The organism is Pseudonocardia sp. GCM10023141 (assembly GCF_042653605.1).
On the sequence record NZ_JBHSIR010000026.1, the window covers coordinates 112,533 to 130,059 of the forward strand.

Consider the following 17,527-nt stretch of genomic DNA (forward strand, 5'->3'; position numbering starts at 1 on the left):
CGTTCTCGATCAACTCTACGCAGCGGGATTGCCGCTTCACTACTTCTGCAGCGCCCAGATGTCGCACCCGTCATCGGTGGCGGAGCGCACCTGCTGCGCGTTGGTGTCGAGCCAGTCCGCGAGCTCGCTCCCGGCCGGCACGAGCAGCGGTGCGTAGACGACGAAGTACTTCGCACCCTGCTTCGTGTAGGACTCGAGGTAGGACGGCTGGTGCTGGTCGGCGGCCAGGCTCCAGCCCTTCCGGTCGGCCAGGTAGAAGATCGTCGGTTCCTGGAAGTTGTTGGCCGTGCCCCGGTCTACGGCGTTGCTGGTGGTGCTGATCACCACGAGGTCGGACGGTGTCGAGACCTGCGCCAGCTCCGCGGAGCACACCCCGTACACGCCGCTGTGGTCCTGGAACGACTGCACAAAAATGATCATGCTCTGGGCGAAGAGCAACGCGACGGTGACGACGGCGAGCCCGCCTCGGACCAGTCCGGGCACCCGACCGTGCAGCCACTGCGCGATGCCCGCGACCCCGATACCCACCAGTATCGCGGCGAACGGGAGCGAGAAGATGTGGTACTGCGGTCCCAGTTCCGAGCTGTAGCGGGCCACCGCGAAGTAGAAGACGATCAGCGCCGGGAACCCGGCAGCGAGGATCACCGGACCGCGACCGCGCCATGCCAGCCAGGCACCCACCGCGGCCAGCGGGACGCCAACGATGCCGTAGACGAGCGTGGCCTCGATGGACACGTTGCCGGTGTAGAACAGCGACGACGTCCAGATGGCGAGGTTGCCGAACTTGCTGTCGCCTCCGGAGATCACCCCGAACGTGTTGCCGTACTGCACGTAGAGCTCATGGGCATGCCACAGCCACAGAGCGGGCGCGATCAGGGCGACGGCCCCGGCGACGTAGAGCGACGGCCTGCGCAGCCGCGGTCGCGCGGAGATCAGCAGCCAGATCAGCAGGATCAGGAAGACGTGCAGCGACGTCGGCTTGGCCAGCGCCGCGATCGACGCGGCCACCGCGGTGGCCACCAGCCAGATCCCGCGGTCGTCGGTGAGCCACTTGTGGAAGAACAGCAGCGTCAGCAGGTAGAAGGCGAGCACCGTCGGGTCAGGCATGAAGGCGTTGCCGTACGTCATCACCATGGGCGAGACCACGAACGCGATGAGCGCCCAGCGGGCCGCCGCACCCGGCAGCAGCCGCCGTGCCAGCACCCAGAACGTGCCCGTCCCGATGGCCATGAACGCGAGTGACACCAGCCGGCCGACCCACGCGTGCTCCCCGAACACGTGGTACAGCACCGCGGACAGCCACGGCAGCAGTTGCAGCTCGGACTCGACGTAACCCGGACCCGCGCCACCCCAGTCGATCTGCGGGTCGAACAGGTGCATGCCGCCGACGAAGAAGTTGTGCGCGATCGACGCCGTGTCGGCTGGGCGCCAGATGTCGCCGAGGAACTCCATCGGGAGGAAGGCGCGCACCACCGAGAGCACCGCGACGATCCCGACGACGACCAGCGCGAAGCGGCCCAGCCGATCGCCACGCAGCGGCATCGAGGGCTCCATCGGTGGCGGACCCACCTTCTCCAGGGTGCCCGTTCCGGGGCCGTCCGAACTCAACATCAACAACACGCTCCAGCACAGAGGACGAAAGCGCTCCACACACGAGCGCTCACGCGTGACAGGGGACCTCGGGGCGGTGTGACCACCCACCAGCGAACCTCTCGACGATCGAGAGACCTCGTTCGGTCTACGTCCGCATCACGCAGAGGACGTGGGGGGCCGGCCCGATGTCGCTGATGACGGGCAACACCGGGAGGAGCACGACATCACCAGCAGCCGTGCGGTCCACGGAGGTGGCGATGTCCAGACCCGGCTCCGCAACGGGCGCAGGCGCGATGCCGATGTGCTGCGGGGGCGAGTCGCAGTCGGCGTCGCGGTCGGAGGTGCTGTCACCGGCGGCGCTCACCGCCACCCCGTCCGGGTGCTCGACGGTGGCGGTCGATGCGAGGTGGTGCCCACCGGACGCGGACCCCTCGAGGCAGCAGCAGACCGCGAAGACCGAGAACAGCAGCGCGGAGATCACGACGACCGCCCACGTCGCCCGACCCGGCAGCTGCCGGGTGCGGCGCAGTGCGGCTGTCATCCCGCCGGCTCCTTCGATCTCGTGTCCTCCCACGCTCGGCCGAAGCAATCGTCCGAGTACGGATCGACCATAGGACGGGCCCGCTGAACGGACGCTGAGGATCGGCCGCCCTGTGATCGAGGGGGCCCGTAGACTCCCGGTATGGGCGTCCCCGGACGCGACGCGGTGACGGCATCGGTCGCCGAGCTGGTCGGCATGCTCTCGCTCGCCGCCGATCTCGGGCTCGGCCAGCCGATGGAGCACCTCACCCGGTCCAGCCTGATCGCGGTCCGCCTCGCCGAGCGGATGCAGCTGACCGCGTCCGACCGGGAGACCGTGTACTACCTGGCACTGCTGGCGTGGATCGGCTGCACCGCCGACTCCCACGAGAGCGCCGAGCGCTTCGGCGACGACATCACACTGCGGGCCGGGATGTACGACGTGGAGATCGGCAGCCCACCGATGCTGCGCTACCTCGTGCGCCGGGCCGGCACCCACGGGTCGGTGCTGCACCGGGCCCGCACCGTCGCCGGACTGGTGGGCACGACCGGACGCACGGTGCAGGCGTCACTGGTGGCGCACTGCCAGGTCACGGGGTTGCTGGCCACGCGACTCGGCCTCGGCGCCCGGCTGCTGCACTGCCTGGCGCAGACGTTCACGCGGTGGGATGGACGCGGTACGCCCGCCGGGGTGCGGGGCACCGACATCGATGTCGCGACGCGGGTCGTGCACGTCGCCGACCTCGCAGAGGTGCACCACCGCCGCGGCGGGACGGCCGCCGCACTGGAGGTGATCCGGCGCCGCAGCGGCACCGCGCTGGACCCAGCGGTCGTCGCCGCGTTCGACCGCCACGGAGCCGCGGTGCTCGAGAGCCTGCCGGTGGAGTCCAGCTGGCCGGAGCTGATCGCCGCCGATCCCGCGGCGCAGACGTTGACCGGGCCGGCGCTCGATGCCGGGCTCGAGGCGCTGGCCGACTTCGTCGATCTCAAGTCACCCTGGTTCGCAGGCCACTCCCGCGGCGTCGCCGATCTGGCGGCTGCCGCCGCTGCGCACGTCGGGCTGCCGGCGGCCGAGGTGCTCGTGGTCCGCCGCGCCGGGCTGCTGCACGACCTCGGTCGCGCCGGTGTCCCCAACACGATCTGGGACAAGGCGGCTGCGCTGACGGCCGTGGAGCGGGAGCGGGTCGAGCTGCACGCCTACTACACCGACCGGATGCTGCGGCGCGTCCCGACACTGGGCGATGCGGCGTCGATCGCGGCGCTCGCGTACGAACGACTCGACGGCTCGGGGTACCACCGCGGGCTCGGCGCGGCCGCACTCCCGGCGACCGCCCGGCTGCTCGCCGCTGCCGACTGCTACCACGCGATGACCGAGCCGCGCCCGCACCGCGATGCCCATGCGCCCGCCGCGGCCGCGGCCGAGCTGCGGTCCCAGGCCAGGGCCGGGCGGCTGGAGCCGGCGGCCGTCGAGGCCGTGCTGGGCTGCGCGGGGCACCGGACGCGGCGCGCGGCAGGTGGACCGGCCGGTCTCACGGTCCGCGAGGTCGAGGTGCTGGTGCTGCTGGCCAGGGCCGCGTCCACCCGCCAGATCGCGACCCGGCTCGGCATCGCGCCGAAGACCGCAGGCAACCACATCGAGCGCATCTACCTCAAGATCGGCGCGAGCACGCGTGCCGCGGCGGCGCTGTTCGCGATGCAGCACGGCCTGCTCCGGAGCCTGGAGCCGCTCGAGACATGAGGAGAACTCCTCACGACACGGCCACCCGGCGTTCCTAGCGTGGGTTCACCCCGGCCACCAGGGCCGGTGGGTGCACCTGGAGGAACCGTGAACGGCAAAGCAGTCATCAACCTGGCGACCGGCCTGGAGGACCCCGAGCGCGTGACGGTGGCGTTCCTGACCGGCGTCGCCGCAGCCGAACAGGGCCGTCCGACGGTGATGTTCCTCAGCAAGGAGGCCGTGCGGCTGGTGGTGCCGGGCGCGGCGGTGGCCACGGCATGTGAGGGCTGCCCACCGCTGGCCGACCTGCTGGAGCGCTACCGGAAGGCGGGCGGGCGCTACTTCGCCTGCCCCATCTGCGTCAACGCCAAGAAGCTCGACGCCGGCGCGCTCGTCGACGGCGCCGAGGTGGCCGGCACGGTGCCGCTGTGGGAGTGGATCGGTGACGAGGGTGCCACCACCTTCAGCTTCTGACCGGGCCTCTGACACACCGAAATGCGCGCGACGGCCGTCCGGAACCGGGCTACCGTCTCGCACCATGCGAAACGCTGCGATCACGACGACGCCGGAGAACATCCCGGCCATGTGAGCGCGCGCCAGCGAAGCCCCGGGGTGACCGACCCCGGGGCTTTGTCATGGGTCGTTCCCCGGCACCACTGAAGGGAACACCGATGAACAGCAGCAACGACCTCGGCGCACCGATCGGGCACAGCAGCCTCGGTCGCGAGCTCGACCTCTTCGGCTCCGACCCGCTCATCGGCGCCGGACTGCCCTACTGGCTGCCCGCTGGAGCCGCGATCCGGTCGAGTGTCGAGGACTACGTGCGCGGACTCGAACACCGTGCCGGCTACTCCCGCGTCTACTCCCCCGTGCTGGCCAAGCGGGGCCTCTTCGAGATCTCCGGGCACCTGGAGCACTACCGCGAGGACATGTTCGCCCCCATCCCGGACGGCGAGGCCGAGCTCATCCTGCGCCCCAGCCTCTGCCCCGGGCACGCCCTGATCTACCGGTCCCGGTCCCGCAGCCATCGCGACCTGCCGTTGCGGCTGGCCGAGCTCGGACCGATGTTCCGCCACGAGCCGTCCGGCGTGCTGCTGGGGCTGAGCCGGGTGCGATCGCCCCAGCTCAACGACGCCCACATCTTCGCCCGGCCCGACCAGGTGGCCGCCGAGGTCGACGCCGTGCTCGACCTCATCGAGCGCGCCTACCGCGACCTGGGCATCAGCGGTCACCGCTACCGCCTCTCGCTGCGCGGCGAGTCCGACAAGTACGTCGACGACGCCGCCATGTGGGACCGGGGCGAGCAGGCGCTGGCCGCCGTGCTGGACCGGCGCGGCCTCGAGTACGAGTCCGCGTCGGGTGAGGGCGCCTTCTACGGACCCAAGATCGACGTGCAGATCGTGGACCCGGCCGGGCGCGAGTCCACCCTGTCGACCGTCCAGCTCGACTACTTCCAACCGCGCCGCTTCGACCTGGCCTACCTCGACGCCGAGCAGCACCGGAAGCAGCCGGTGATGATCCATCGCAGCATCGTCGGCAGCATGGAACGCCTCGTCGCCCACCTCATCGACATCCACCAGGGCGCCTTCCCGGCGTGGCTCGCACCGGTCCAGGTCGTGGTGATGCCGATCGGCGACGATCAGCTCCCGGCCGCCGGAGCCCTGCTCGACCGGCTGCTCGATGCCGACCTGCGCGCCGAGATCGCGGGACCGGACCGCGGCTCGCTCGGCGCCCGGATCCGATCCCATCGCCGCGTGCCGTACCTGGCCGTGATCGGCGGCAGGGAGGCCGCCGACGGGCTGGTCTCGCTGCGGTCACGCGGCAGCGGGGAGCACGAGCCACTTCCGGTGGCCGTCGCCGTCGACCGGGTCGTGCACACCGTCCGGTCCCGCGCCCGGATGTCTCCAGCATCCGGGTGATGTCGGTATCGTCGGGCACCGAGACGATGTGGGGAGTCGCCATGGTCCGGCTGAACCGGGCGCAGCAGCAGCAACGCACCCGGGCCGCGGTGCGCGCCGCGGCCCACGCGGAGTTCGCCGAGCACGGCTACACCGAGGCCCGGGTCGACCGGATCGCCGAGCGCGCCGAGCTGACCCGAGGTGCGGTCTACTCGAACTTCCCGAGCAAGCGGGCCCTCTACCTGGCCGTGCTGCTCGACATCGTGGAACGGGACGGACCCGAGCAGCGCGCAGCGGAACAGGCGCCGGCGGGGGTGACGGAGCCGGCGGCCGCACTGGGTGCGTTCGCGCGGGTCTGGCTGGAACGGCTGCCCCTGTTCGGCGACACCCCCGCACACGGGCACCTGCAACTGCGCTCGCTGACCGGCGTCCTCGACGACGAACCGGCCCGCACGGCGCTCGCGCAGCTCACCCGGCTGGAGTCGCTGCTGTTCGCGCTCGCGCTCGAGTCCTGCGCGCGCACGCGCAGCCGGGTGGAACGCCGGGTGCGGCTGGCCGAGCTCGTGCTGACGCTGCTCGACGGCGTGGGCCACCTCGCCGAGTCCGCAGCAGCCTTCGGCGATCCCTTCGACGTGGCGGCCGCGTGCGAGCACCTGGACGGTCTCGATCTCCCCGACATCTGGGACCCGCCGTACCTGCCGTTCGTCACGCCCGCCGAACCGTGCCGCGACGCCTGGACCCCGCCACCGGACGTGTCGGACCAGATCAGCGGGCGTCCGATCGGTCTCGGCAGCGACGGGGTGCTCGCCGTGCTCGGCACCCAGCGGCTGGCGGCCGCCGAGGAGGCCGTGCGGGCCGCGCGCCCCGGCGACCGCGTCACGGTGGTCGTGGTCACCGCCGATCACGCCGAGGTCGGACGGCTCGTGCGGCTGCGCCTCACCGACATCGCGGGCAGCCTGCGTCGGGTGTTCGCCCCGATCGACCAGCCGCGCCTGCGCGTCGTCGTCGATGACGGCGGGTTGATCGCCGCCGCCGCGGACGTCCCGGACCCCGACGACGCGACGGAGGCTGCGGTCCGCATCAAGGACGGTGCGATCATCGCCAGGGCCCAGGGCCGCGGTGCCGCCCACGCGGCGGCCACCGCAGCGGCGGGTGGCGGTACTCAGGCAGGAACCTGACCACCGGCTCGGCCGTCAGGCCGGCGCTGCGGCGAGCCGGCCCGGCCGCGGAACGCGGACAGCACGGCGGCAAGCGCCATCACGCCCATCATGGTGAAGAAGGCGGTGCTGAGACCGTCGGTGAACGCGACGGCGAGCGGCCCGTCCAGGGTGGTGCTGCCGACGAAGATGGCGAACGCCGTGCTGCGCGGAACGGAGTCGGCCGCCACCAGGATGGCGGTGGTGAACGAGAACACCATGCCGATGCTGGCGAACGTCCTGAGCACGCCGGACGCGATCCCGAGCCGGCCCGGCGGCGACGCCTTCATCACCGCGGAGCTGTTGGCCGGGTAGAAGAGGCTGCCGCCGATCATGATCACCACGTTGCCGATGGCGGGCAGCCACAGGCTGCTGGTGGTGGTCATCAGGGCGAAGACGACGAGCGCGACGGCCGAGACGGCCAGCCCGGCGGTGGCCGGGAGCACCGGCCCCCACCGGTCGGCGAGGCGCCCCGCGAACGGGCCCACCGCGGCACCGACCACGTAGCCGGGCAGCATCAGCAACGACGCGTCGATCGGACTGAGCCCGCGCGGCCCCTGCAGGTACATGATCACCAGGAACAGCACGGCGAAGCTGGCCAGGCCCTGCAGCAGCGAGGCCAGCAGCGAGGGTGTCACCGCGGGGATGCGGAACAGGGAGAGGTCGAGCGTCGGCTCGGCCTGGCGCCGCTCGATGAGCACGAACGCCACGAGCATTGCCGCGCCGCCGAGCAGGAAGGCGAGCTGGGTGCCACCCCACGGCTGCGCGGCCAGCCCCGTCATCGCCCACAGCACTCCGAACAGGCCCAGCCCCAACGTGATCATGCCGACCGGGTCGAGCCGCCTGCGGACCCGCTCGCCACGGTCGCGCAGCACCCGCACCGCGAGCACCAGCGCGAGCGCGCCGATCGGCAGGTTGATCCAGAAGATCCACCGCCACGAGACGTAGGTGACGATCACCCCGCCGAGCAGCACGCCGAGCACCGATCCCACCGACCAACCGAACGCGTTGAACCCGTACGCGCGGCCGCGCTCGGCAGGCGGGTACAGCTCGGAGATGATCGCGCCGCTGTTGGCGGCGATCAGGGCCGCACCGACCCCCTCGACGATGCGGAAGGCGATGATGGCCGCCGCGTTCCAGGCCAGCGCGCACAGCAGCGACCCGATCACGAAGACCAGGAACCCGGCCTGGTACATCCGGACCCTGCCGTACATGTCGCCGAGCCTGCCCACCTGGGTGGCGAGCACGGTCACGACCAGCAGGTAGCTCACGACCACCCAGGTGACGGACGACAGCGACATGGCCAGGTCGTCCTGGATCGCGGGGAGCGCGAGCACCACGATCGTGCCGTCGACCGCCGAGATGAGCACCCCGATCATCACGACGAACATGCCCAGACCGCGCCGCGCCGCGACTCCCGGCGCGGCGGCCCCCTCGAGCGCCATCGCGACGCTCAGTCCTTGCCGGGAGCCTGCAGGCTCCACAGCCGCCCGTCGGGATCGCGGACGGTCATCTCCCGCGTCCCGTAGTGGGTGTCCTCGAACGGCGTGACCACCTCGACGCCGGGACCGGCACGGAACGCGTCGGCGTCGGCGACCTTCAGGACGATCTGCGACTGCGGCTCCTGGGTCTCGGGGACCTCGGAGAGCACGAGGTAGGGGCCGCTGCCGTTGCGGAGCAGGCCCGAGCCGTCGTCGGTCGAGAACTCCACCTCGTATCCCATTGACTGGAAGAACTTCGCGGACCGGCCCCAGTTGTGGGTCGTCAGGAAGACGGCCTCGATCCCTGCTGTCGACATCTCAGTTCCCCTTCTCCAGCGATGACTCGTCCTGCCCGTGGGTGTCGTCGAGGTAGGCCCGCAGCGCCGCGGCGACCAGCGCCGAGAGGGACAGGCCCTCCTCGATGGCGTGGTGCTTGAGCTGCTTGATCAGCCCCACCGGCAGGTACACGTTGAACTGTTTGACGTCCTCGTCAGGCACTTTAGGATGCTAGCATTCTAATCAGCTAGCGTCGAGAAGGGCAGGCACGAGCCCCGCCACATCCGCGGGGATCGCTACGGAGCGAGCACCTCGCCGGCCTCGGCGATGTCGGCCACCGAGGGTGTCGCCCCACTCCGCAGGAGCTCGGCGGCCGCCGCCACGATCGCGGCGCGCGTGCGCCGTCGCTGGCGAAACCGGCCCGTCTCGTCCTCCGGTCTCATCCTTCGCTGCCGACGGCCTCGCTCGCCGCGTTCCGGGCCGCCCACCTGGGCGCGGAGTTCCGTCGCGTCGTCACCCTCCCCGGACTCGAGGAGTTCCCGAGCAGCCCTGACCTCTACGAGGTCGTGGTCAGCGCGATCCATGATCAGTCACGCACGATCAGGTCACGAGGCGCGCCCGCATCCGACGCGACGGCCTGCAACGCGTCGTGATCATCACCGGCGCTGGGCGAGGTTGTCGACGAGCAGGCCGAGGGTGAAGTCGAACCGCTCATGCCCCGTACCGGAGGTCAACTCGGCCGCATAGCGTCTGATCTGGGGGAACCGGTCGGCGGGCAGCGCGGTGAGCCGGCTGATCAACTCGTCGCGGCCGATGACTCGGTCGTCATCCTCCTGGCCCGGCCGCTGGGTGACCAGCGACCTCTCCAGCGCGTATGCGCTGACGTAGAGCCAGAGCGCGTCGATCGCCCAGGCCGCCGTCTGCGGTTCGATGCCACCGGCGAGGACGATGGCCAGCATGCCTTCGTTGACGCGCAGCACGTCGAGGTGGGTGGAGACCATGGCGAGCGCGGCGCGGGAGATGCCGGGATAGGCCAGGAACCGATCGCGGATCTGGGCGCACACGTCGACGATCTGCGCGCGCCATGTTGCGGGATCGGGCTCGGGCAGGACGAGCTGGGCGCAGAGCCATCCGACGATCAGCTCATCGATGTCGGCCTTGTTGACGACGTGCGCGTACAGCGAGGCAGGCCCGGTGTCGAGCGCACCGGCGACGCTGCGCATCGTCAGAGCGTCGTAGCCCGAGGAGGCCACGACCTCGAGCGCGGCGTCGATGATCCGGTCGACGGTGATCGGCGGCTTGCGGCGCGCCTGCCGCGGGGCAGCGGTGGCCGGCTGGGCGTGCCGGGCGGCGCGACGTTGCCTCGGATCAACAGCCATGCCGACGAGAGTACCCAGTGACGAACGACGTTCCAGAACGAGAACTTAGTTCGCGAACCGGATCCCGGATTCGTGGAGACTTCGCCGATGAGTTCCGCATCGGATCTCGGTCTCCCTGTCGACGGTTTCGACGAGCAGGCGAGGACGAGCGACATGACTACATCGACCAGGATCGGCGACACGGCGGGGACGGGCCAGTACGCCGAGGTCAACGGCCTGAACATGTACTTCGAGACGCACGGGAGCGGGCGGCCGATGATCCTGCTGCACGGCGGCCTGGGATCGGGTGAGATGTTCGGACCGAACCTGGACCTGTTCGCCAAGGACCACCAGGTGATCCTTCCCGACCTGCAGGGACACGGACGCACCGCCGACATCGACCGCCCCCTCGACGTCCGGCTGATGGCCGACGACATCGGCGCGCTGATCGAGCACCTCGGGCTGGACCGGCCCGACGTCGTGGGCTTCTCACTCGGCGGCGGCGTCGCCCTGCAGACCGCGGTGCGACACCCGGCGGCCGTCCGCAGGCTGGTCGCGGTGTCGGCCAACACCCGGTCGGACGCCATCTACCCGGAGATGCGCGCCCAGCAGGGCCAGGTGAACGCGGCAGCGGCCGAGTTCATGAAGCAGACCCCGATGTACGAGCTCTACCAGCGCGTGGCGCCGCACCCGGAGAACTTCGGGAAGCTGCTGGACAAGGCAGGCGAGTCGATGGCGCAGGACTTCGACTTCGACGACGACGTCCGCGGCCTCCAGGTCCCCACGCTGATCATGGCCGCCGATGCCGACATGGCACCGCCGAGCCACTACGTCGAGGTCTTCGGTCTGCTCGACGGCGGCCTCCGCGACGGTGGCTGGACCGGTGACGGCCGCCCGAAGGGTGGCCACGCGCTCTCGATCCTGCCCGGGACCACCCACTACGACATCGTGGACTCACCGCTGTTCCCCGCGACCGCGATCGCGTTCCTCGACGCCGAGTAGGTACCGGGTGCCGTCGCCCCCGAACGTCGAGCGGCCCGAAAACGGGTGGCGGGGCAGGGGGCCCGCGCTGATACCTTGCGGGCGATCGCGACCCGGCCGGTGGAGGTGAGACCCATGCTCGTTGAACGCACGTGGGTGCTCCCCTCTCCGTCACGATCGGGCGATTGACTCGAAGGTCGCCAGGAGCGCCTCCCACCAGGCACTCCTGAGAGGCGAAACCTATGGAATCCGTGCAGTTCAGCGCGGGCGCACCCCCCACCGTCGGCAGGCACGCGGTGATCACCCGGGTGGACGACCTGCGGTGGCGGGCGGCGGCGGACGGCGTGGCGATCGGCCACGGCGAGGCCGCCCGTCGGCCCGACGGGCGGGTCTTCCTCAGCATCGACACGTGGCACGGACCGGTCTTCGACCGGCTCGTGACCGCGATGCTGGCAGACCTGCCGAGCCCGCTGTACACGTTGGTCGACGAGGCCGACCACGATCTGACGGCCCGCTGGGCGCGGGCCGGGCTCACGGTCCGGCGCCGGGAACGCGAGTACCTCCTCGCCACCGACCCGACGGCCACCGGGCTCGACACCACCGCGGCGCCGCGGGGGGTGACGATCCTGGGCCTCGGAGCGGCGCGGGAGCCCGCGCTGCGCGAGGTGTACGAGGCGGTCCGCGCGGAGGTCGATGCTCGGGCAGGTTGGGACTCGATGCCCGCCGAGGTACTGGTTCGGCCGCACGGGGCTCCGCTGGACCCGTCGAAGTACGTGGTGGCCGAGGCCGCCGATCGGTACGTGGGGCTGGTCCGGGTCGTGGCGCGCCGCCGGCACGCGCGGATCGGATTGGTCGCGGTCCGAGAGGATCGACGCGGCCGCGGCATCGCCCGGGCGATGCTGGCCGAGGTGCTGGGTGCGCTGCACCGCGGCGGGGTCGAGACGGCGTCGGCAGAGGTGGACGAGCGCAACACCGCCGCGTCGGCGCTGTTCGAGGGCATCGGCGCGCAGCACGTGAGCAGCGCTGTGGAAATGATGCGTGGCGCATGACGAAGACAGCAGGAGCCATCGAGGTCGAGGGCACGGTCGTCGACTGCCTGCCCAACGCCACCTTCAGGGTGGAGCTCGAGAACGGGCACAAGGTGCTCGCGCACATCAGCGGGAAGATCCGGAAGCACTACATCAAGATCGTGCTTCTCGACCGGGTGCTCGTCGAGCTCAGCCCGTACGACCTGGACCGGGGCCGGATCCTGTTCCGGTACCGGACGTAGTGGCCTGACCGGGTGCGGTACCGGCGGCCGGGCGGCTGCCGGTACCGCTCGTTCCCCGGGCGCCCAGCACGGTGCCCCCCTGTGGCACCCTCCGGGAGCAGGCTTCGAAGCGCGTGACCGAAGGGATCGATGCAGGGATGACGGGATGACGGCAGGGCGACAGATACCCACCCAGGACGACGTGCGTGGGTACTTCGACACGCTGTCGAACTGGGGACGGTGGGGCGACGACGACGAGCTCGGCACGCTGAACCACATCACCGACGACGTTCGGCTGGCCGCGGCGCGGGTCGTGCGCCACGGCAGGAGCGTGTCGTGCGCGTGGGAGATCGCCGTGCCCGGCGACATGGAGCGGTCGACGACGACCTGCCCGTGCGCCGCCGACATGCCGGGCGCCGAGAACATGCCGGGGCCCTTCCACGCCGACCGGCAGTGGGGCTTCTCGTCCGAGAAGCTCGGCATCTCGTTCCACGGCAACACGATCACCCACGTCGACTCGCCGTGCCACATCTTCTGGGACGGCACGATGTACAACGGGCGCTCGCATTCCCTGGTCGACCCCGAAACGGGATCGGCGTGGGCGGCCGTCACGGCAGCGGCGAACGGGATCACCACCCGTGGTGTCCTGCTGGACATCGCGAAGGTCCGCGATGTGCCGTGGCTGGAACCAGGACAGGGCGTGTTTCCCGAGGATCTCGAGGAGGCCGAGCGTCGACAGGGCGTTCGGGTGCGCTCCGGTGATGCGGTACTCCTGCGCACCGGCTACGGCCGCTTCCGGCACGAGTCAGGTGCGGCGTACAGCGTCACGCAGGCCGGCTGGCACGCGTCCTGCCTGCCGTGGCTGCACGAGCGGGGGGTCGCCCTGATCGGCGCCGACACCCCCCAGGACGTCCAGCCGTCGGGGTTCGCGGACCTGTTGATGCCGGTTCACGCCGTGAGCCTCGTCGCGATGGGTCTGTGGCTGCTCGACAACTGCGATCTGGAGGCCTGCGCCGCGGCGGCTGCCGAGCTCGACCAGTGGGACTTCCACCTCACCGTTGCACCGATCCGCCTCGCCGGCACGTCCGGGAGCCCGGTCAACCCGATCGCCACCTTCTGAGCGCCGGACCCCGAGGCGCTATTCGTGCTCGGGACCCAGCAGCCCATCGAGCACGAGCCCGAACACGCGGACGAGCCGGTCGTCGGCGGACTCCTCCGGCGTGGCACCCGAGCTGGGCACTGGTCGACACCGGTTTCGTCGGCCACGCCGACCAGACCTGCGACTGGGCCCGAGCACAAGCGGGTGGGCGCATCGAGATGGTCGTCAACACCCACTGGCACGCCGACCACGTCGGCGGCAACGCCGCCCTGCAGGCCACCGTCGACCAGGCCCTCGACGACCAGCAGCGCCTGCAGCTGGGCGAGGCCGAGTGGCAGGTCGTGGCCACCCCCGGCCACACCCCTGGTCAGCTGTGCCTGTGGCAGCCCGACGAACGGCTCCTCGCCGTCGGGGACGCCCTGTCGGACTACGACGTCGGCCGGGTCGCCACCGCCACCGCCGTCGCCTCCCTGGAACGCCTCGACGCGCTGCATCCACGGGTGCTGATCCCCGCACACGGGCCGATCCCCGCCGACCACGTCGGCGCACTCGCCCAAGCCCGCCGCCGCGCCCAACGGCTGGTCGATGACCCCGACGGCGCCGTCTGGTACGGCGCCCGCCGCATCTTCGCCTACGCCCTGATGATCCGCGGCGGAATCCCTGTCGACGCCGTCGAGGACTACCTCCTCGACCGCGCGTGGCTCACCGACGCAGCCCGCCTGCTCCGCCGCTCCGCACCCGAACTGGTCGCCGAACTCGTCGACACCATGCGGCGCAGCGGCGCCGTCGTCGAGCCGGACCGGCGGCTGCACGCCGCCGCCGAGCACGCCCCGGTCGAGGCGGCCACGCTCGACCTGCCATGGCCCCGGGACCGGCCATCGACCGAAGGGAACTCGCCACGATGAGCTGGACCATCGACCGCCACGGCCGCACCGCCGTGGTCACCATGACCACCAACCCGGTCAACGCCCGGAACCGCACGTCTTCACCGACCTCCACGACGCCTTCGACAGGCTCGAGTCCGACCATCCCCGGCAGCCCCATCGTCCTGACGGGGCACCGCCGACGCTTCTCCGCGGGCCTCGACCTCGACGAACACTTCCGGCTGTTCGCAGGCCCGCGCGAGCCCGTCGCCGACTGGTTCAGCGACTACCGTCGCCGCGGTCAACGGGCACGCGTTCGCCGGCGGCCTGATCACCTCAGCGGTCTGCGACCGCCGCATCGCCGTCGCCACCAAACGCGCCGCACAGGCGCCGCGCTGCGCGACATCGCCGACCTGGCCGACCCGCTGGACCAGGAACTCCCCACCTGGATGACGTCCGCGGACGCCCAGCACGCCCACCGCCGCTACTGGAAGCAGCTAAAGGCACCGAGCCCGACTGGTAGCCGCCAAGAGCGCCCGCCCGACCTCCGGCGACGCACCCTCACCCGCCAACCGCAACGACGCCGGATGGGGTCCGAGGCGAAGCCCTCGGACGCACACACTCAGCCCCCGACCCCCGACCCCGGCGGATGGGGGTCCGGGGGGCACCCCGGCCGGGGTTGTGGGGGCTCGGCCCCCACAAAAGGACGATGACCGATGCCGGTCGATGCATTCCGTCGACACAGCTCGGCCATCGGTCGAGTGCGCCCGAAGGGATTCGAACCCCTAACCTTCTGATTCGTAGTCAGCAAGTTGGCACCCACATGGCCGGGTTGCTGGGTACTGCTGCGGACCCGGGGTACGGAAACGGGCATCACCGGCAGGCCCGCACAGCAGTTCGTGGATCAGTTCGTGGATCGAGATCGACTCTATCCAGGGAACGTGCCCAGCATCGACCGGCCAAAGCCGCGAGGCGTCTACGTCCGTGCCGGGCTGGCCCGGCAACGGCGTTCGTGTCCCGAGGCGTGTTCTACCGTGTCTACGCGGATGGATTTATGCGACGGCGGGGGCAGATCGTCAGCCGGCGTACCGACGGCCCCGGCGCCGATGACGTCGCCCGGCAGCAGAGTGGTGCCGCACGAGGCATAGGCGATGAGGTCAGGGAAGGGCCAATACAGCGACGACCAGTTGCCGCTGATGTATTGCGTGCCGTTCACGCTTGCGGTCATCGACAGGTCGAACCTGTCGCCTGGCGCGTGGGGTGCGAGCTCGTCCACCCGGTGCGCCGCCCGTCCGGGGCGAGTAGCCAGCCCATCGTTTACGGAGTCAGTTCTCCCTGCCGACGAGGCGAAGGACAGGTCGCTGGTCGGCGTCGCCGAGCAAGTCACGCACCTGCGCGGGGCTGAGCCTCAGCGCCTCGGCGAGAACGGGCACCCCGGCGCCGTGGTCACCCGCGAGGTCCGCTGCCTTCTTCAGCAACGACGGCATTTCCCCCGGAAACGCGCTTGTCGGGTCGGCCAGCGGGTCGTCGGTCATGGCCAGGCGCTGGTAGGCACGCCTGGCCGAAGACTCGGTAGTGCGCCCACGCTCGACCATCCGCCGGACAAGGGACTTCGGTGAGACGCCCCACGTCCGCCCGATCCGGTCCAGGGCCGCCAGGTCGAGCCGCTGCGGCAGTGCCGCATCCATGGCGGCTGCAGGCGTCAGGAACGCGGCGGCGAACTCGTCGGCCTCCTTCTCGACCGCGGCGCTGTGCTCACCGGAGTCGCCGTGCAACAACAGATGTCCGATCTCGTGCGCGGTCGAGAACCTGTGCCTGAAGACGTTCTCACTGCGGCGGGGCGTAGTGATGATGACCGGACGGTCGACGATCACGACAGAGAAGGCGTCGACAGCCTCGATCTCGCGAAGGGGGCGCACTGCGACAACGATGCCGCGGGACTCGGCCGTGGCCACCAGGTGCCTGACCGGACCGTCGGGCAGTCCCCAGTGCCTGCGGAGCGCGGCGGCGGCCTCGGGCGGCGTCGCGCCGGCGGGGAGGACAGGGAGATCCACCTCCGGCAGCTTGACGTACCGCTCGAGCGTGAAGGTCAGCTCCCACACCAGCGACGCCGTGGCCAGTGCCTTCTGGCGGTCGCTGACGCGGGCCGAGCGAAGGCTGCGGAAGTGCGCGTTCACCGTGTCGATGCGCGCGAGTGGCCGGCCGACGCCGAAGAATCCCGGGCGGACATTCAAGGCCGTCGCCAGCCGGTCCAGCACCTCGGGCCGCGGGGAGTTCACGCCCGCCTCGTACTGTCCGATCGCCGCGGCCGAGACACCGACCTCACCAGCCAGGTCGGTCTTGCTCATGCCGAGGCGAGCTCGGGCCTGGGTCAGCCGTGCCGGCTCGAACCGCCCGCTCCCACCGACCGGGAGCTCGAACAGACCTGGGCCGTCCTCAGGCATCCGGCCCGGGGCCTTCCTTCACGCGCGGCTCGACCTTCGGCGAGACAGGCACACCGCTGTCGAACGACGCGACACCCGATGTGTCGCCGTCGGCGACCGGCTCCGGCACCCAGATGGCCTCCCGCCCGCGCAGCTCGACCTTGCCTCCACCGTCGAGTACGGCGACGGCCCACTCGATCGACTGCAGCTGCCGCGGCACCGACTCGACCATGACGAGCACCAGAGGCATGTTGTCCCCGACCTCCTTCAGCACAGGGCCCAGCTCGCCCTCCCCCGGGGCGTCGTCAGTCGCCTCCTGCTCCTCCACCAGGCTCGGTTCCCACAGCACCGGGTCGAGCGGCGGGGTTGTGAACCCGTTCTTGCGGGTCGGGCTCGACGCGAACTCGCTCACCGCGTCCGGGTGGTTCGGGACTCGCCAGACATACACCATGCAGTCGTTGACGACCGGGATCTCATGGCCGCCGGGAGCCAACTTGCAGGACCGGAAGCCCCGTTCCCGCAGGGCGTCGCACATGTCGTCCAACAGGTCTCGCCATTGGGTACCGAAGCCCATCGCATACCGGGACGCGGAGAGCAGGTGCGCCTCAGCCGCACGATCGTGCCGCGCCCGTACGATCTTGACGATCAGGTCGCGGAGCACGGGGGCCTGAGCGCCGAGAGCGTCGGCGGGCGAATCCAGAACCACGGGTGAACCTCCTGAAGCCCGTCCGAGTCGCCTGCCGGCGTCACGTGACTTTAGTATGGCACGCGATTCGCGCGCCTCCGCTTCAGGCGTGCCCTTGCGGGCGGGACTCGTGCGCTACCGATCTTGCTTCACGGTCCGTGCGTTCCTGGAGTACTCGATCACCACGTA

Annotated in this window: 19 protein-coding genes; 9 read left to right on the forward strand and 10 right to left on the reverse strand. The window is 70.9% G+C overall.

Annotated elements, in window-relative coordinates; all coding sequences use genetic code 11:
* Positions 1-39: 39 nt before the first annotated feature.
* Together ACFPFQ_RS14630 and ACFPFQ_RS14635 are read right to left on the reverse strand one after the other, a co-directional pair.
* The gene (locus tag ACFPFQ_RS14630; RefSeq protein ID WP_379618894.1) at positions 40-1,611 is read right to left on the reverse strand and encodes an ArnT family glycosyltransferase; all 1,572 of its coding nucleotides are present in this window, start codon (positions 1,609-1,611) and stop codon (positions 40-42) included.
* A gap of 127 nt (positions 1,612-1,738) precedes the next feature.
* On the reverse strand, positions 1,739-2,134 hold the full coding sequence (locus ACFPFQ_RS14635) for a hypothetical protein (protein ID WP_379618896.1): 396 nt from the start codon (positions 2,132-2,134) through the stop codon (positions 1,739-1,741).
* Between the two features lie 141 nt (positions 2,135-2,275).
* Between ACFPFQ_RS14635 and ACFPFQ_RS14640 the strand changes: the two genes are divergently transcribed.
* From ACFPFQ_RS14640 to ACFPFQ_RS14655, 4 genes are all read left to right on the forward strand, one after another.
* Positions 2,276-3,850: an HD domain-containing phosphohydrolase gene (locus tag ACFPFQ_RS14640; RefSeq protein ID WP_379618898.1), complete on the forward strand. Its 1,575-nt coding sequence runs from the start codon at positions 2,276-2,278 to the stop codon at positions 3,848-3,850.
* Between the two features lie 87 nt (positions 3,851-3,937).
* Positions 3,938-4,303, forward strand: coding sequence for a DsrE family protein (locus tag ACFPFQ_RS14645; protein ID WP_379618900.1), 366 nt, complete (start codon positions 3,938-3,940; stop codon positions 4,301-4,303).
* 197 nt (positions 4,304-4,500) lie between these two features.
* Positions 4,501-5,748, forward strand: coding sequence for a threonine--tRNA ligase (thrS, locus tag ACFPFQ_RS14650; protein WP_379618902.1), 1,248 nt, complete (start codon positions 4,501-4,503; stop codon positions 5,746-5,748).
* Positions 5,748-6,905 carry a TetR/AcrR family transcriptional regulator gene (locus ACFPFQ_RS14655; RefSeq protein ID WP_379618904.1) on the forward strand — a complete coding sequence of 386 codons (1,158 nt, stop codon included), beginning with the start codon at positions 5,748-5,750 and terminating at the stop codon, positions 6,903-6,905. The genes thrS and ACFPFQ_RS14655 overlap by 1 nt, the downstream gene beginning before the upstream one ends.
* On the opposite strand, the gene ACFPFQ_RS14660 is transcribed toward ACFPFQ_RS14655, so the two are convergent.
* The 5 genes from ACFPFQ_RS14660 to ACFPFQ_RS14680 form a co-directional block, all read right to left on the reverse strand.
* Positions 6,890-8,368 (reverse strand): MFS transporter, encoded by a 1,479-nt coding sequence (locus tag ACFPFQ_RS14660; RefSeq protein ID WP_379618906.1) that lies wholly within the window; start codon positions 8,366-8,368, stop codon positions 6,890-6,892. The two genes, ACFPFQ_RS14655 and ACFPFQ_RS14660, sit on opposite strands and share 16 nt — an antisense overlap.
* Before the next feature lie 8 nt (positions 8,369-8,376).
* Positions 8,377-8,721 (reverse strand): VOC family protein, encoded by a 345-nt coding sequence (locus ACFPFQ_RS14665; protein ID WP_379618908.1) that lies wholly within the window; start codon positions 8,719-8,721, stop codon positions 8,377-8,379.
* Between the two features lies 1 nt (position 8,722).
* Positions 8,723-8,902 (reverse strand): ribbon-helix-helix domain-containing protein, encoded by a 180-nt coding sequence (locus ACFPFQ_RS14670; protein WP_379618910.1) that lies wholly within the window; start codon positions 8,900-8,902, stop codon positions 8,723-8,725.
* Positions 8,903-8,976: 74 nt separating this feature from the next.
* Entirely contained in the window at positions 8,977-9,123 is a 147-nt protein-coding gene (locus ACFPFQ_RS14675) for a hypothetical protein (RefSeq protein WP_379618912.1), read from the reverse strand.
* Positions 9,124-9,336: 213 nt separating this feature from the next.
* On the reverse strand, positions 9,337-10,059 hold the full coding sequence (locus ACFPFQ_RS14680; protein ID WP_379618914.1) for a TetR/AcrR family transcriptional regulator: 723 nt from the start codon (positions 10,057-10,059) through the stop codon (positions 9,337-9,339).
* An 87-nt stretch (positions 10,060-10,146) separates the two neighbouring features.
* Here ACFPFQ_RS14680 and ACFPFQ_RS14685 point away from each other — a divergent pair, with 87 nt between their 5' ends.
* From ACFPFQ_RS14685 to ACFPFQ_RS14705, 5 genes are all read left to right on the forward strand, one after another.
* Complete coding sequence (locus tag ACFPFQ_RS14685; protein ID WP_379618915.1) at positions 10,147-11,040, forward strand: alpha/beta fold hydrolase; 894 nt, start codon at positions 10,147-10,149, stop codon at positions 11,038-11,040.
* A gap of 221 nt (positions 11,041-11,261) precedes the next feature.
* Positions 11,262-12,068 carry a GNAT family N-acetyltransferase gene (locus ACFPFQ_RS14690; protein ID WP_379618917.1) on the forward strand — a complete coding sequence of 269 codons (807 nt, stop codon included), beginning with the start codon at positions 11,262-11,264 and terminating at the stop codon, positions 12,066-12,068.
* Entirely contained in the window at positions 12,065-12,289 is a 225-nt protein-coding gene (gene infA / locus ACFPFQ_RS14695) for a translation initiation factor IF-1 (RefSeq protein WP_379618919.1), read from the forward strand. The genes ACFPFQ_RS14690 and infA overlap by 4 nt, the downstream gene beginning before the upstream one ends.
* A gap of 145 nt (positions 12,290-12,434) precedes the next feature.
* A complete protein-coding gene (locus ACFPFQ_RS14700) occupies positions 12,435-13,388 on the forward strand; it encodes a cyclase family protein (protein ID WP_379618921.1) in 954 nt (317 codons plus the stop codon).
* A 119-nt stretch (positions 13,389-13,507) separates the two neighbouring features.
* A complete protein-coding gene (locus ACFPFQ_RS14705) occupies positions 13,508-14,272 on the forward strand; it encodes an MBL fold metallo-hydrolase (RefSeq protein WP_379619264.1) in 765 nt (254 codons plus the stop codon).
* Between the two features lie 934 nt (positions 14,273-15,206).
* On the opposite strand, the gene ACFPFQ_RS14710 is transcribed toward ACFPFQ_RS14705, so the two are convergent.
* The 3 genes from ACFPFQ_RS14710 to ACFPFQ_RS14720 are packed head-to-tail and all read right to left on the reverse strand — an operon-like array spanning position 15,207 to position 17,359.
* Complete coding sequence (locus tag ACFPFQ_RS14710) at positions 15,207-15,506, reverse strand: fumarylacetoacetate hydrolase family protein (RefSeq protein ID WP_379618923.1); 300 nt, start codon at positions 15,504-15,506, stop codon at positions 15,207-15,209.
* A 49-nt stretch (positions 15,507-15,555) separates the two neighbouring features.
* Complete coding sequence (locus tag ACFPFQ_RS14715) at positions 15,556-16,674, reverse strand: XRE family transcriptional regulator (protein WP_379618925.1); 1,119 nt, start codon at positions 16,672-16,674, stop codon at positions 15,556-15,558.
* Positions 16,667-17,359: a hypothetical protein gene (locus ACFPFQ_RS14720; RefSeq protein WP_379618927.1), complete on the reverse strand. Its 693-nt coding sequence runs from the start codon at positions 17,357-17,359 to the stop codon at positions 16,667-16,669. Before ACFPFQ_RS14720 ends, ACFPFQ_RS14715 begins: the two co-directional genes overlap by 8 nt.
* Positions 17,360-17,527 lie beyond the last annotated feature (168 nt).